This window comes from Lentisphaera marina, from assembly GCF_028745505.1.
In the GTDB taxonomy this organism is placed as follows: domain Bacteria; phylum Verrucomicrobiota; class Lentisphaeria; order Lentisphaerales; family Lentisphaeraceae; genus Lentisphaera; species Lentisphaera marina.
Genome location: NZ_JAQZZL010000001.1, coordinates 1,119,646 through 1,135,669, shown reverse-complemented (window position 1 = coordinate 1,135,669; position 16,024 = coordinate 1,119,646). Strand labels below are relative to the sequence as shown.

The following is a 16,024-nucleotide window of genomic DNA, read 5'->3' as shown; positions in this document are numbered from 1 at the left end:
TGAAGCAAACTACATTCCACTAATTTAAAAATAATTTCACATTAGGAACACATGAAATACATCGAAAAAAGCGAAGACTTAATTAACTGGATGAAAGTTATGCGCATGTCGCAAGGGTTCTTTTTCATTTCAGCTATGCCCGTTTTCCTCGGTAGCTTACTCATATATCACCACCATCAAATTTTTGCACCTCTCTTAACCTTCTTAATTCTTATTGGTTGTCTGCTTTTTCACTTGGGGGCAGATATGATTAATGAGTACTATGATCATATCTCTGGAAACGATGCTTTAGTTGAAATTCACACACCTTTTAGTGGTGGCACACGTGTCCTGGAAGAAGGTAAACTCGCACCTAAACGAGTTTTAAAAATGTCCTATTTATTTTTCGCAATTGCACTCATTGGTTCCATGATCATTGCTTACCTCAGTAGAATTGAAGTTTTAATTTTTGCAATTTTAGGGCTCATCTCATGTTGGGGCTATTCTGCCCCCCCACTTAAATTCTCGCACCGTGGCTTGGGCGAAATTGTGATCTTCTTGAATAACGGTTTATTCATTATTGCCGCCATGTATTTCGCTATTGTTGGCGAGCTCCATGCAGAAATTGTGCTGCCGTCATTTTTCTTAGGCTTCCTTGGTTTTGCTATCATCTTGATGAATGAAATCCCCGACTTCACTGCAGATAGACAGGTCCAAAAAAATAACCTAGTCGTAAGATTAGGAATCGAAAATGGGTTCACTCTTCATCGCCTTGTTACTGTACTGGCCTTCTCCTCATTAATCCTAGCCATTTACCTGGGTCATTTACCGCCCTTATGCCTCATCTCCTGCTTTTATCCACTTTTTTTACTTTATAAAGGATACTACAAGACCCCAAACTCCAAAGATTTGCAAAATTCTGCAACATTAACCCCTCTTTGTAAGCGTGCGATCGAAACAAAATTCAAATCTTGGTGTTTATTAGTGGCGGGTTTTATCATCAATTTATATATGTAATTATTAAGTCGATAGGAATACACATGAGTGACAATAAAGACAGTGCTGCAGAGCACTATAAAGGAAGCCTAAAAATAGTTGGCTCCATATTAATAATCTGGGCTTTCATCAGCTTTGGCTGCGCCATTTTGTTCAGAACTTGGATGGATGCAAATATGCCTAAAATTGGCAATGCACCCTTTGGCTTCTGGATGGCTCAACAAGGTTCCATCATTGGCTTCGTCCTTCTCCTCTTAGCTTACACATTCTTAATGAATAAGCTTGATGAAAAACACGGTTTTGGTGAGGATAGCTAATGTCACAAGATGTTTGGAACTTTATTTTTATCGGGATCACTTTTGGTATCTACATCGGCATTGCTCTTTGGGCGAAAGCAGGTTCAACTAAAGAATATTACACGGCTGGTGGCGGGGTTTCTGCGCTAGCCAACGGAATGGCTACTGGTGCTGACTGGATGTCTGCCGCTACCTTCATATCCATGGCCGGAATTGTCGCTGCATCAGGTTATGATGCCTCTCGCTTCTTAATGGGCTGGACGGGTGGTTTTGTACTACTTACTACTTTAATGGTCCCTTACCTCAGAAAATTTGGTAAAGCTACTGTTCCAGATTTTGTCGGTGACCGTTTTTACTCAAAAACAGCTCGACTTGTCGCTGTATTCTGCGCGATTTTTATCTGCATGACCTATATAATGGGTCAAATGAGGGGCGTAGGCATTGTCTTCTCACGACTATTTAACATTGAAATTGCCACTGGTGTGATCATCGGTGCAAGTATTGTTTTCTTCTACGCTGGCTTGGGTGGCATGAAAGGCATCACCTATACACAAGTAGCTCAGTATTGCGTCATGGTTTTTGCCTATACAATTCCAGTCATTTTCATCTCATTAGCTCTCACTGGTAATGTCATTCCACAAATGGGCTTAATTGGCGACTTCACTAAAGGAGGAGGCGAAGCCGTTCCCCTGCTTCAAAAAATGAATGATCTCTCCGTCGAACTGGGGGTCACGAAGTACACCGATGGATCCCTAAGTACAACCGACATGTTTTGTATTACTGCCGCGCTCATGGCAGGCACGGCAGGATTACCCCACGTTATCGTGCGTTTCTTCACTGTAAAAAGCGTAAAAGCGGTAAGAAAATCAGCCTGTTGGACGCTTTTCTTTATTGCTATCATCTACTTAACGGCACCGGCTCTAGGCCTTTTTGCTCGTACTAATTTAGTCGATGAGATCAACAACAAGACTTACACTGAAGCTCCTTCATGGTTTAAAAACTGGGAAAACCAAGGGATGATCGCTTGGGTTGACAAGAACAACGATGGTATCATCCAATATGGCAAAGGCAAAGCCTTTAATGGAAAACCTGTAATGGAAGCTGAAACGCGTGGTGATCATGGTCAACGTTTAGTAAAAAACGAATTAACTACAGATTTAAACGAAGTTTATTACGATAGGGATATTATTGTCTTAGCCAACCCAGAGATGGCAGGACTTCCAAAGTGGCTAATTGCCTTGGTGATGGCGGGCTGTGTTGCGGCTGCACTTTCTACTGCGGCGGGTCTGCTCTTAGTCCTTTCGACTTCAATATCTCACGACCTCATGAAGAAAATTGTTAATCCAAACATTACTGATAAACAGGAAATGGCTTATGCGAGAATGGCTTCATTCGGTGCTTTAGTTATTGCTTCATATTTCGGCATCAACCCACCATCTAGCTTCGTGGCTAAAACAGTTGCCTTTGCCTTTGGTTTGGCTGCATCATCGTTTTTCCCCACCTTATTAATGGGAATCTTTTCTAAGAGAGTCAATAAAGAGGGGGCCGTTACGGGAATGATCTGTGGTATTACTTTCACTTTTGCGTACATAGTCTACTTCCAATTCATTGCAGATCATACTAACTACCTCTTTGGTATATCACCTGAAGGCATTGGTTTTGTAGGTATGTTCATTAACTTTATCGTTACTTTTGTGATTAGTGCATTCACTCCAGCGCCTCCACAAGAAGTACAGGACATGGTCGAACACATCCGCATTCCAAGCGGTGCCGGAGAAGCCACACACTAAGAATTAATTTTACGACAATTTTTAAAGAGCTTTGAGATTCAGAATTTCAAAGCTCTTTTTTTCTTCTATAGTATGTAGATATATACTATAGGAATGAATATGGACCCCCAAGACACACTCAATATATACGAAAGTATGCATTCTGGTCTTGGAGACATCCTACAAATGGATGACACCGCTTCCAACAGCAGGAAACCAGATGCCTACTTAGACTTCTCTTCCCCCGAATGTCGCTACCAAAAACCTGAGAGCCTAAGCAGCGGTGGAATGAAACACATTTATAAAACTTACGATCAGCTGTGTGGGAGAGACGTAGCGATGGCCGTACTCAAAAATATCCGTAGCCAACAAGATCTAGAGCAATTCACTCGCGAATCCACAATTACAGCTAGACTTGAACACCCCAACATTATGCCCATATACGACATTGGCCACGATGATAAAGGTGAGCCTTTCTTTACAATGCCTTTATTGACTGGAGAAAACCTAGCAGATTTAATTCGTCGAGAAAGCCAAAAACAAGTTGATTCTCCCGCTCTCGTACTCAAGAATAAAATTAATATGTTCCTAAAAATCTGTGATGCCATTTCCTATGCTCATAGCCGCGATGTTATCCACCTAGATTTGAAACCAGAAAACATCCAAACGGGGTCATTCGGTGAGCTCCTAGTTTGTGACTGGGGCCTAGCTTACCACTTAAATTCAAAGAAAGAACTTAAAGCTAATCGGATTGTCTGTGGAACTCCTGGCTTTATTGCCCCGGAACTTAAGGTATCAAAAGTTTTCGATCCAAGCCCGCGTTGTGACGTTTACTCATTAGGTGTTTTGTTAAAGTGTTTAATTAGTCTGCGTGGACCTCTTGACCCAGATTTTCAAAAAGATCCTGAACATACCCCCAGTGGGCTTTTATCCATAATTAATAAAGCAATGAGTGAAGACCCCGAACTACGTTATCAAGCCGTCCACCTACTAAAACAAGACTTAGAAAACTGGATAAATGGTTTTGCTCCTTCATCACAGGCAGCTGGACAAGGAACTGTCTTTTTATTATTTTGTAAACGAAATCTAAGAACAATCTTTTTCTGTGCTGCTTTTGCCATTGTCCTTTCTTTAACGCTTCATTATAAAAATTTAAACACTCACCTTAACAATAAGCTCACCCATAAATTACCTTCGCATCCATCAAACCTTAATCTTAACGACACGACTTTAATACTGGATAGGCATTATAAACTACTTTATAATTTCAAAACTAGAGAAGCAGGGTCCTTAATCAGCCAAGCCTTAGTCTACCATCCAAGAAATGAGAAGATCTTGAAACTGGCTGCGATTAATCACATCTGTAATTTAAAATGGCTGGATGGAAACTGGATGCACTTGGACAAAACTATCAGCCCATAGCTAAACTTTGTTTCAAGATGACTGAGGACACTCAAAAATTTAGATCCACTAATCTTATTAAGATTTATGAATTTTTAGATGAGGAAAACAATGACCTAGCAATGTCGAACCTTAGTCACTCATTAAAAGAAGCCATAACGCTAAAAGAGAGACAAGCTTTATTTTCAGTATTATTAAAAAAACTTAATAAGTATATAGACACGGTAGACATTGCTTCCGATTCGCTGAAAATCCAAGGACGATCTCCTCTCAATGATCTGAGTCCACTCATGCTCATTAACTTCAAGAGCATTGACATTAGCTCTATTGGCACCGATGACATTAACGAATTAATTTTCTTAGCACCTGACCAGCTTAAGATAAACCTTTTAACTTATTCGAAGTTTTCCCACGAACTCCAAGACATAAGACACGAAGTTATTAAATAAGCGTAAAACTTTTATTTTTTTTATACAATATATCGCAATTAACAGCTTTTGAATTCATCTTTCCCGCACTCCTGTACGAACCCTGTTCAAAAAAAAGTTAATTAACACGTTCAAAAACGTCTCATAAGACATGACAAAAAGCACTTTTTTTGGAAAAAATCGGGATTTTTCTCGAATTTCTATGGGCTAAGCTCAAAAAACACTTTTTTTCCCTTTAAAAACAAGTAATTTTAATTGTCACCTATAACAAATATGCTAAGGAGCAAAAACATGGATATTGAATTCTACAACGTAAAGAAAAAAGCTAAAGTTAAAATCAGTTCTGGTAGCGTAAGTAAAGTTACTTACGAAAAAGAGACTGCTAAAGGCCCTTCAATTCGCTACGCTTTCAAAGCTGTTGACGACGATGGTACTAAGCTCACTAAATTCTGTAGCAAAGCTGATTACGACAAACTCTAATCTGCGCTAAAAAGATTTTCTAAAGCCACTCAAATTGAGTGGCTTTTTTTGGCTCCAATTTCATTAACTATGATTTCGTTCCACAAATTCAGTGCTACCTTCAAATTCATTAAATTTAAGGTTAAGAAATTATGAGAAATGAAACCAGCGCATTTTATTTTCGCCAAGCAGAACTCGATGCATTAGCAAATGGTGCCTCATTGCTCAATAAAGAGCAAAGACAAACTACGATTGATTATCTTCAATCATTCATTATCAATGATTTATTTAAATGTGAAAAACCTGAAGAAACCCTAAGTCTTGCATGGCATTGCTTTGCCACCTTAAAATCACTAGACGGCATAGAAAAATACGAAAAGGCACTTTTTAACACCTTAAATAAGGCCCCCAATATCCAACATATGGATTTACAAAATTTAGAAGCTTACTCTGCCTGTTGGTCTCTATTAAAAAACTATACTCCAGACAAATTTCTCGCTGCTGACATAGCCGATCATTTACTACAAATCCGTTGCCCTGACTCTAGCTGGAGCCACATAAAAAGATCCCCACATTCTAGTCTCTATGGCTCATGGTTAGCATTTTCCACTTACCAAAACATTGAAAAAGCTATTCCTGAAGAACTTAAAGTATTAAATCTACTCAATAAGATTAAAGCAAAAGATGATGCATTTGGACATCAGTATGAAGCTGAACACGGGTCTATTGCATCCACCTACTTTGCGATATGTTTATTAAAATCAATTGAAGAAGATATTCCTCACCAATTAAATAACTGGATTTGTGAACAGCAGGCCGATGATGGAGGCTTTCTTGCAACACACATCATGCCTTTCGGCGACATCAACAGTACTGCTCACGCTCTACTCTCTTTAAAAAACTTAGACAAACCATTTGATTCGGTTAAGAATGATACATTAAACTTCATCCACGATCATTATCAAAACACTGGTGGCTTTATAGCTCACTGTCGTGAACTCAAAGCTGATCCTGCATCAAGTTATTATGGTTTAGTTGCTCTAGGCATCGTAGATAGTTACTTAAAGCTTTGATTCTTTTATAAAGCGAGGAATCAATTTGAAACTGTTCTTTAACTGTTTCAATTGTTCTTTGCCATAAGCTTGATCTCCGAACCTGCACTGTTGATAGAAGTCAACTTCTTTAAGAACTTGCTCACCCACACCCAACTTTGCTAAAGCGAAATTAATTTCCCCAATACTCATGTATTCATGAGAACCTTGCTCTGGACTAGGAACATATTTTTGTGCAATTGACAGAATCATTTTTCTTGCCTTCAATAATTCTTTATTCATGCCCTGGGAGGCGCTCTTGTTTTTTCTTTTCCAGCAGGCAATACGCCAAGTAATCAACAGTAAAATACAAAGGCTAGTTACGCCCGCATTCATGGGTTCTTTAAGAAAATCTACTAAGGGATTATAGACAGCAAAAAAAGCTGCGGCTAAGGCTACTGTAATTTCCCCTTGTAATACATAGCTGAAGATTTTTTTCAATTTAAAGTTCATACTCTCAAAAAAAGCATCCAATCCTTGAGGTTTATAATCTTTAAAAAAGGCCCCTCGAGATGGAGTCGGATCAAGATCAAACCATACTTTTTTCTTTGGATCCCAAACTTCAACCCAAGCATGTAAATCTTTAGCTCGAGTAATCATATAATCACCACTAGATGCTTGCTCCGTAACAGTACTTCCACTCACATATCTAGCTTGAAAACCTGCACTTCTTAACAAAAGCACTGTAGATGTTGCAAATAGCTCACAGTGACCTGCTTTGTAATCACTACTTAGAAAAAACTCAATAATATCTTTTGTTTCAAAATCTTCATCATAAGCATAGGTTTCTTCATAATACATGTTCACGAAATCTAAATCGTACGTGTAATTGAGATGGAAATAGTCCTTAATGCGTTCAGCAGCCTCTCTAACATTATGAGTAACTGGACTCATATCTTGCCATCTCAAATTGAGGTACTCACTTAAGTTATCTGGCACCTGAGAATAAAACTCTTTATTTTCTTTTGTCATTACGCTCGGTTTGGTGATCGATCGATCCATCCCTAAACCACTCCGGAGAAGTTTAATCCCTGTGGCCTGAGAAAGTCCCTTTGCCTCCAAACTATTATCAACATAGGCATCTAAGCTATCTACTGACAAAGAAATCCCAGCCGAGTCATAAGATAAAGGCACTATTTTTTCACTTAAAAAACTGGTGGGGTACACAGTGGTTTCTCGAAGCTTTTCACTGTACTTATTTTGATTCAAAATATAATTTTCAACAACTAATAACTCAACTGTCTCTTCTTCACTATCCTCTTCACGTACAGATGTCTTGTTTTCCAATTCACGCATCCAAATCCCATTTTCATACGTATCATATGAATAAAACCTTAGCAATTGAGGTGGATATTCCCCCGCAACACGCATGACAATCACACCTAAGTCTCTCCCAAACTTATTGTGAACTGGACGGTTAATATTGTTTTCATTTTCATACCTTTTAGCGCCTCGCTGATAATGACGCCCCATACTATTCAATTGAGTCAATAGATAATTCTCGACGTATCTAAGAGCTGGCACCGAAGACTTTTGTAAATGTGGTGAGAGTAGAAAAATCCCTATAAAGGACATGACACATATGAGCTTAGCTTGCCATTTCTTACTCGCTTTTTTATTTCGTATCACAAAGCGAGATAAGCCATAAGCTCGGTACATCACAAATAGACCAATTAAACACAAGGAAAAAGATATCAAATAGTTCCATCTTAAATCAAGAAAAAAGGCGTTATTAATTTTCCAAGCTCCTTTCCCTGTATTGAGATCACCTCCAATCAAATAACACAAGAATATAAAGGTTGAAAAGCCCGACAGAATAATCCTCTTCTGCTCCAATAAACACAAATGGGCGGCACCTACAATGCAGAAAGGAACTAAGAAATTACCCGGCAGCATAAAAAAGACATTATTTTGTTTAATAAATTGATATGGTAAAACGGACAAGATCATCGCTGAAACCAAAGTATAAACAATCGTACGTGTCCCCAGTTTTAAATACACTCCCCGAAAAAGGATTGGAACAAAAACAAAGATACAGGTCACTAAAGGCAAGATAGATTGAGTTAAGCTCCAATAATGAAGACATGATACCAACACACAGAAAAACTGAGCGCCTCTTATTGTGCGACGTTTTTTAAGCTCTGCTTCTTCTCTAAAATCCATATCTAAAGAGTCCTCAAACTATTTTCAAGAACTTCATTATAATCAACAACCTCCATACCATCGACTTTCCCTAGTCGTGGATTCACTGTCATTATCTTTGTACCAACGTGGTGATTCTTAATAAATTCTTTTCTCTCGTCATTAAGGTGATTCAAGATCGCAAAGCATGCAGACTCATCTTCTGCTGTACAAAAAGTTTCCATCTCGGGAAATGCGGGAGTTGATTTATCAATATTATTACGAACCTTTGCTAACAATTCCATCGCATAATCTGCTTCTTCTTCGATCGTCATACCATCAAGTTCATAAGTTCGATTGTTGAGAAAGACATAGGAAATACCTACTTTATTTCTCTTGGCCCAATCGACTAAGGATGCCGCTAAACTAATTGAAGCTTCGAATACTGGATAGGTTTTTAGGTGACGTTCTTTTAAAATCGAGGGATTGTAAACTTCATCTAAATAAATCGATATTTTACGATGACTACTTTCATTAAAATCTTTAACAACCGGACGACCCAAACGCGCCGTAGCTGACCAATGAATCAGACGTACGGGGTCACCTTCTCGGTATTCCCTAATCTTCATAAACTCTTGATCACCGGTATCATTTGAATTCGAATTACGATCTTCTTCACCTTCTCCAGCATAACCACCGAAACTCAAATCAACATCATCTAAATCACTAACCTGCGGCAAAACTAAAACCGAATTATCTCCGCCACCTAAACAACCCCATGCAAACATACCAAAAGGGAATGAACTGCAAGCATAGGATCTCGGCAATTTAACAACACCACGAAAAGGGAAAATGACAACCGTATTCAAATGTTGCCCTTCGTGAGCTGCTAAATATTCACTCCCTGCATGCCCTTTAACAAACTCCGCATTCAAAAAGGGAAAGTTATCCATGCGTAAGTCCCAAATAGCTCGAGAAGATGTATTTTTAAGTTGGTAGTCGACTTGGATGGCTGTATTGGCCATACAACGCGAGGGTAAACGGCGGGTGAATTTGACGCGTGGTCTAAAGATAAGTCCTACTACAGCGCTGATAAAAAACGCTGTCACAAAGAAATAAATCCCCTGCACCATCAAAATATGTTCAGGGTCTTGTATTGAGTATACCAAAAAGAAAAAGCAGAAACATAACAGTAGTCTTACATTCAAAGGTAAAAAACGCTGTGTATAAAAGTTAAGTATATAGAAGAATGAATAAACAAATTGTCGATTTTTCATATACAAGGGGAAAGGAATATCCCCCGTTGTCTCGTTGCCAAAAAGAATATACTTTCTAAACTGACTTATGTAGCGCTTAATGTTCACACATTGATTCCTAATGAGGTGGTTTGACGCGATCGAAGAAATCCTTCACAATCTCTTCATTACTTATCCCACTATTCTTCACCTGTTTTTTTACATGTAATCTATGAGATAAAACCGGTACACATAAATGTCTTATATCATCAGGGGTAACATAGTCACGGCCGTTCAAATAAGCATGTGCTTGTGCGGTACGGTACATAACTAAACCTGTCCTGGGACTGCACCCTGTCCGAAGCTGATCTTGCTGACGGCTACTATTTAAAATTTCCACAATATAAGTAGCTATACTTTCATCAACTTTGACTTCTCTAACATGTTCTTGAATCTCTAAAACCTCACTCTCGCTAAGTTTCGCCTCTATAGACATGGCCGGATCACCTTTATGTCTATCAAGCAAAATTGCCTTTTCAGATTCAGCATCCGGATAATTCATCGAAAACGATAGGGCAAAACGATCTAATTGTGCTTCAGGAAGTGGAAAGGTTCCATGGTTCTCGATGCTATTTTGAGTGGCAATTACAATAAAAGGAGGTTTTAAATCATAGGATTCACCTGCAATCGTAACCTGCGTTTCACCCATAGCTTCTAATAATGCAGACTGAGTTCTCGGTGATGCTCGATTAATTTCGTCCGCTAATAAAATATTACAGAAAACGGGGCCTTTCCTGAACAAAAACTCTTCTTGTTTTTGGCTATAAATTGGCCCACCAGTAATATCCGCAGGTAATAAGTCTGGAGTAAACTGCACTCTTTGAAATTCACAACCTACAGATTTAGAAAGAGCCTTAGCCAATGAAGTTTTTCCCACTCCAGGAACATCCTCTATTAAACAATGCCCCCCAGAAAATAAACCTGTCAACAAAAGGTCAACAGCCTCTTCTTTACCCCGTATAACAGTATTTAAAACATCTTTAACGTCTTTAACCTTGCTGACTAAATCAATTTGATCCATCAAACACATCCCTGATTTTTAATTTTGTACTCAAATCTATGCCTTTCCCAAGCGACTTGCAAACTTATCAACTCATCAGCTACAGCTATTTCTTAACAAAATTTTGATATGTCATCTACAAAAGTGTTTTTTACGGTAAAAGCCTTTTGCAAAGAGTTTTTTAAACGATAATTTTAACTGAGCTTAATTATATCAAGGATAAAATCAATGGATTTGCTTAACACCCTCTTAGAAATACAAGATCTAGATTTAAGAAAATCGGAAATCGAAAAACAATCTGCTTCTATTCCCGAGCAAAAGAAAGCTATCATCTCTACCCTGAAAAAAGACAAATCCGCCTATGAAGATCTGAATGCTCAGCTAAAAGAAGCCGAAAAAGCTTGCAAGGACCTCAATCATGAAATTGACAAACTAAAACAACAAAAAGCTAAGATCATGATCCAATCAGGTGAGACCAAAGACAATGCCACCTACACAAAACTCGTCAAAGAAGCTGAAACTTACGACGCCCGTGTCGACGACATGGAAAGCTCTTTCTTAGAAAGCCTAGATAAAGTTGAAGAAATCAAAAAGCAAAAAAAAGTTCTCGCCGATCAACTAAAATCTATGCTCGGCAAAATAGAACAAGATATCAAAGATCTTGATCTACGTCACAAAAATTTATTAGCAAGTTTACCAGAAACTGAAGCTGAGCGAGCAAAACTTGCTAAAACAGTCGATGAAGAGACTCTCATTCACTATGAACGTGTTTTTAAATCAAAAGGCGGACTTCGAGCTGTCATCGTACCCATCACTCATGATGATAGCTGCGGCTTTTGCCATCTTAAACTTTCCACAAAAGACATCTCATCAGCGGCCAAAGGCCTTGGAGAATGCCTAGAATGCGGAGCTTTCTTACACAAGTAACACGACATGAAGTCCTATAAACTTTCGATCCAATTTGATGGCAGTACATGGTTTGGCTGGCAAAGCCAGAATGACTTTGAGGCAGTTCAAGAACAAGTCGAAAATGCACTCAACACTTTATACAATTGTTCTGCTATTAAAATAGATGGTAGTGGCAGAACTGATGCAGGCGTCCATGCTTTTGGCCTCTGTGCTAGCTTTACCGAACCCAAAGAATCAAAATTCACTAGTGATACATTAAGAAAGGGCATGAATGCTCTCCTGCCCATAAGTATCAGAATTCGTTCCGCTATTGTTTGTTCACCAGATTTCCATGCTCGTTTTTCGTGCGTAGGTAAGACTTATGTCTACTTTATAGATAACTCGACTACAGGAAGTCCTATCCTTGCCCCCTATTCCTGGCACATGCGCAAAAAGCTCAACAAAGAAAAAATGCGTCAATCACTCAAGTATTTAGAGGGAAAACACGACTTTTCTGCCTTCACTGTAGATCGAAAAAACCTCCAAGGACATGCGGTTCGAACTGTTTTCAAGGCTGAGCTTATCGAGATTGGTCACATTGTCGCCCTCCTCTTCACTGGAGATGGCTTCCTATACCGCATGGTTCGATCAATGGCCGGCGAGGTCGTCAATGTCGGTATGGAATTCCAAGAACCTCAACACACCCTAAATGCCCTCGAATCACATAAAAGGTCTAAGGCTGGTGTAACTGCACCCGCAGAAGGTTTATTCTTAGGTCAATGCTACTATTCCCAGGAAGAAATGGAGACCTCTCTCAACAAAGACGCTAAAGATTTCTGCTTAAAACTCTTATTTAACTTTGATGAAACTGTCTAAAAATGAAAAAACTCATACTCATATCCATATTTTGTTTAATTAATATCTCATGCCAACAAATAATGATTAGGGAATATGAAAGTCCCCTAGACCATCAGTTTTTCCGATCAGCTAAATGCACACTCACCAAAGAAGGAAATTACCTTTACTCTAAAGGAGATGCGCAATACACCCTCTCTTCATCCCACCTAAGTAAATCAACTAAGGGAGAAGTGGAATGGGAAAAAGCTCGGAAAGAACTGTTTTATCCCCATGGCTACCTCGATATCGCAGTCCCCTACATGCTTAGAGATGGAATGACTAAAGAAGAAATGTTAAATCTACTTGGGGAAGTTGATCGCTCAAGCAATCGGTTCATGTATTACAAATTGAATAATGGCGCAGAACTCATTCTCTTCAAAGGCACACTAAATATGCCCAAGGGCATGAAAAACATCACCATTCAAGGGCTTCAATTCAACGATGACTTTAAACTACCTGCGTTGCAAAAATAAGCACGTATTCGTCAAACTCAATCAAACACTCTACTTTCTACCAGTTTAGCAGCTGAGTATAAAAAAGGCCCTCAATGACTTGAGGGCCTAAACAAAGCTTTATGCTAAAAACTATTGATCCTTTTGCAAAAGTCCTGAATTAGAGTGATTAAAAAGTTCATCCAGGATAAATCTTAAGATCTCGCTCACATGTATCTCGAAATTGGATACATGTGAGTATAAACAAGCCAAAAATGGACGCAAGTTGATCATGACGTATAGTTTTATGTTAGTTGCTAAATAGTCTTGAAGAGTTGGTTTGCTGTTATTGCAATAATGCCAAACATTAGATGAGTCATGACTTTTGCATGTCCTCGTACTCTGATCATCCTACCACCATAGTTGTCTTTTAAGTTCGAAAAGACTCTTTCAACAGATGACCGCTGTTTGTACCGTTCTTTTTCAGGCGGGTCAAAAATCTTTTTCTCCCCAGTTTTTCTAGGATTGTGATCAATAATAGATTTATGTCCTAAAAGATGGCTGAATTTATGGATAGAAGGTGAATCATAGGCTGCATCCATTAAATCATATAAATTAGTTATGCGTTGTGCGCTAATCTGTGCTAAAGGGATTGCCGCTTGGCTGTCGTGTAAAGACGCTGAACTCAATAGGCCTGCGACTGGTATATCTCCATCAATACAATCTAAGTGAAGCTTGTAGCCTTTCCATGAAACTTTATAACCATTACTGTTTTTCTTTGTCCCTTTATTACAGTGCGTTGGGAGCTCTTTTAAGTTTTCTTCAAGTGACCGGTCGACCTGCTTTTCCACTACGGTTTTTTCTTTAATTCGGATCTCACCTTTTTTAGGCCGCCCTCGTTTCTTAGGGGCTTTAGGCTCAGCCCCTGGTTCAGACATGACTTTTTCTCTAGCTTCAATTGCTGAAGAATCTCTACTAATGTGCGGTACTAAGGTGTCTCCACAATGTTTTACCACTAAGAATTCATGGATTCTTTGGCAGAGCTGAGAGGCGGTGATTTCTGCAAATACTCTAGAAAAAGTACTTTCATGAGGAAGCTGTTTTGCAAATTCCCAACCACATAAACGACGTATCTTTGTACTTGATTTGAGAAAGTCTATAAAAGATCTTGTTGTATCGAAGTTATAAACGGATTTGGCTATGTAAGCTTTCACTATATTAAAATGATCTTTCGGAGGTCGCCCAAATCCACACCATTCAAATTCATGGCTGAACTGATCAAGCTCAGTTATTGTGCAGATGCGAACAAACTCTTTCTCTTTCTTAGTTAATTCTCCGCCTAAAAGTTCTTCTAAGCCTGGAAATAAATACTTTTCTATGGTATCCCATAAGCCGGGTAGATTCATGTTTTTTCTCTTTTTGTTTTGGTAACTATTGAGATAACATGTTTCTACTTTTATTCAGCTTGTTTTATGACTTTTGCAAAAGGCTCTATTTATATGAACTTTCACGTTCTTCAGTTTTCTTTTTCCATTCAGGTAAAACTTTCGCTTTAAACTCGGCTTTTTCTTTCTCTAGTTTTTCCATATTCCAACCCACGTATTTCTGAGCTTTGGCTTTCGTAGAAATATCGGGCATTGGCACAGCTTCTGTATGTCCCAATGAGTTCAAGAGACGAACTAGTTTCATACGAGCTTCCCCAACCTTTAGAATACCTGATGACACTACCCTACCCATCTCAATCGGGGCATGAAAACTACCGCCATGGCTTGCTGCAGCAAAGTCCCAACGCCATTGCGCATGGCGAATATCTTGGAGAATTGGCTTCATGCTCTCTTCAGTGGCACCTTTTTCCCAAGCAAAACCTGCTTCAATATGTGCTTTCACAAGAAGCTTCTCTAACTCTTGACGGCTTTCTAAAATTTTGTCTTGACGTTCAAAGACATTCTGCATGAATTCGCTCTCGCTTTCACGGTGACAAACTTGACAAGTATTTTGAATATTTGCTAAAGGACTAATGATTTGGTGATCGGAAAACTTCACTCCACCTTCAGTTTTATAAGGCATGTGACAATCCGCACAAGAAACGCCACGCTGGCCGTGAATCCCCATCATGTGAACTTCGTAACCAGGGTGTTGAGCTTTGAGCATTGGAGCTTTCGAAATGGGATGAATCCAATCTGAAAAGTTTATATCATCGTAGTACTTTTCCATATCTTCCACAGTAAAACCATTATCCCAAGGGAATGTTAAATAATTACCATCTTTCGCAAAGTAATATTCAACGTGACATTGTGCACAAACAAGTGAACGCATCTCTTGGTGAGTGGCATCTTCAATATCTCTACCTTGACGTTCAAAGGCTTCTACAAGTGCAGGACGAGTTATGGTCAACTTCATTGTTTCCTCATCATGACAATCCGCACAACCAATTGGGTTTGCTATTTCATGACCTTGGTCATACCACTTTCCTTTATAGAATTCCTTAGGGCTTGTCTCATTCATTACTCTTGGCACATCGGGACTTTTACACGCCCAACAAGTAGCAGGCATAGGACCATCACCCTCTTTCTGGGGCCCACCAGTACGAAGTGTATTATGAATATCTTCAACAGCATGCATGTGACCGCGTGGGGCATTATAATCTTTCGAGAAGCCATAACCGGCCCATAGGATAACAAAGTCAGGATTCTCTTCAAGCATATCTACCATAGTACTACCATTATGCTTAGATTTAAACTCTCCCTTCATCGTCGCTTTCCAACCTTCATATTGCTTAGGATAGTTTTTTGCCCATTTTTCACTTCGCGGTTCATAAGGCGCCACATCGGCTCCAACCATATTCATGCGAACGGCTTCCACCTTGCGCTCATTTATATTCGAGAGCATTAGGCCTGCAATGACAACAAGAATCGCCGTCAAAACAAAAACAATCCAGGGATTAAATCCCTTTTCGTTTCCTTCATTACTCAT

Annotated in this window: 15 protein-coding genes; 10 read left to right on the top strand and 5 right to left on the bottom strand. The window is 39.1% G+C overall.

What is annotated here, in order from left to right; translation table 11 throughout:
* Positions 1-51 precede the first annotated feature (51 nt).
* From PQO01_RS04700 to PQO01_RS04670, 7 genes are all read left to right on the top strand, one after another.
* A complete protein-coding gene (locus tag PQO01_RS04700; protein ID WP_274312879.1) occupies positions 52-996 on the top strand; it encodes a prenyltransferase in 945 nt (314 codons plus the stop codon).
* 23 nt (positions 997-1,019) lie between these two features.
* Positions 1,020-1,292, top strand: coding sequence for a DUF4212 domain-containing protein (locus PQO01_RS04695; RefSeq protein WP_274312878.1), 273 nt, complete (start codon positions 1,020-1,022; stop codon positions 1,290-1,292).
* On the top strand, positions 1,292-3,061 hold the full coding sequence (locus PQO01_RS04690; RefSeq protein WP_274312877.1) for a sodium:solute symporter family protein: 1,770 nt from the start codon (positions 1,292-1,294) through the stop codon (positions 3,059-3,061). Before PQO01_RS04695 ends, PQO01_RS04690 begins: the two co-directional genes overlap by 1 nt.
* Positions 3,062-3,160: 99 nt before the next feature.
* Positions 3,161-4,462, top strand: coding sequence for a serine/threonine-protein kinase (locus PQO01_RS04685; RefSeq protein WP_274312876.1), 1,302 nt, complete (start codon positions 3,161-3,163; stop codon positions 4,460-4,462).
* Entirely contained in the window at positions 4,414-4,890 is a 477-nt protein-coding gene (locus PQO01_RS04680) for a hypothetical protein (protein WP_274314072.1), read from the top strand. The genes PQO01_RS04685 and PQO01_RS04680 overlap by 49 nt, the downstream gene beginning before the upstream one ends.
* A gap of 270 nt (positions 4,891-5,160) precedes the next feature.
* On the top strand, positions 5,161-5,349 hold the full coding sequence (locus PQO01_RS04675) for a hypothetical protein (RefSeq protein WP_007277287.1): 189 nt from the start codon (positions 5,161-5,163) through the stop codon (positions 5,347-5,349).
* A gap of 131 nt (positions 5,350-5,480) precedes the next feature.
* Positions 5,481-6,401, top strand: a complete 921-nt coding sequence (locus PQO01_RS04670; RefSeq protein ID WP_274312875.1) for a prenyltransferase/squalene oxidase repeat-containing protein — start codon at positions 5,481-5,483, stop codon at positions 6,399-6,401.
* Here the strand turns inward: PQO01_RS04670 and PQO01_RS04665 are convergent.
* The 3 genes from PQO01_RS04665 to PQO01_RS04655 all read right to left on the bottom strand — a co-directional run bounded on the left by PQO01_RS04665 (position 6,390) and on the right by PQO01_RS04655 (position 10,856).
* On the bottom strand, positions 6,390-8,582 hold the full coding sequence (locus PQO01_RS04665) for a transglutaminase-like domain-containing protein (RefSeq protein ID WP_274312874.1): 2,193 nt from the start codon (positions 8,580-8,582) through the stop codon (positions 6,390-6,392). The two genes, PQO01_RS04670 and PQO01_RS04665, sit on opposite strands and share 12 nt — an antisense overlap.
* A 2-nt stretch (positions 8,583-8,584) precedes the next feature.
* Entirely contained in the window at positions 8,585-9,649 is a 1,065-nt protein-coding gene (locus PQO01_RS04660; RefSeq protein WP_274312873.1) for a DUF58 domain-containing protein, read from the bottom strand.
* A 265-nt stretch (positions 9,650-9,914) separates the two neighbouring features.
* The gene (locus tag PQO01_RS04655; protein WP_274312872.1) at positions 9,915-10,856 is read right to left on the bottom strand and encodes an AAA family ATPase; all 942 of its coding nucleotides are present in this window, start codon (positions 10,854-10,856) and stop codon (positions 9,915-9,917) included.
* Between the two features lie 207 nt (positions 10,857-11,063).
* Between PQO01_RS04655 and PQO01_RS04650 the strand changes: the two genes are divergently transcribed.
* From PQO01_RS04650 to PQO01_RS04640, 3 genes are read left to right on the top strand one after another with little or no spacing between them, the layout of a single operon-like run.
* Entirely contained in the window at positions 11,064-11,762 is a 699-nt protein-coding gene (locus PQO01_RS04650) for a zinc ribbon domain-containing protein (protein WP_274312871.1), read from the top strand.
* 6 nt (positions 11,763-11,768) lie between these two features.
* Complete coding sequence (truA, locus tag PQO01_RS04645; RefSeq protein ID WP_274312870.1) at positions 11,769-12,599, top strand: tRNA pseudouridine(38-40) synthase TruA; 831 nt, start codon at positions 11,769-11,771, stop codon at positions 12,597-12,599.
* Positions 12,600-12,601: 2 nt separating this feature from the next.
* Entirely contained in the window at positions 12,602-13,093 is a 492-nt protein-coding gene (locus PQO01_RS04640; RefSeq protein WP_274312869.1) for a hypothetical protein, read from the top strand.
* 275 nt (positions 13,094-13,368) lie between these two features.
* Here the strand turns inward: PQO01_RS04640 and PQO01_RS04635 are convergent, their stop codons facing one another.
* Together PQO01_RS04635 and nrfA are read right to left on the bottom strand one after the other, a co-directional pair.
* On the bottom strand, positions 13,369-14,457 hold the full coding sequence (locus tag PQO01_RS04635; RefSeq protein WP_274312032.1) for a transposase: 1,089 nt from the start codon (positions 14,455-14,457) through the stop codon (positions 13,369-13,371).
* Positions 14,458-14,542: 85 nt separating this feature from the next.
* Positions 14,543-16,024 (bottom strand): ammonia-forming cytochrome c nitrite reductase, encoded by a 1,482-nt coding sequence (nrfA, locus tag PQO01_RS04630; protein WP_274312868.1) that lies wholly within the window; start codon positions 16,022-16,024, stop codon positions 14,543-14,545.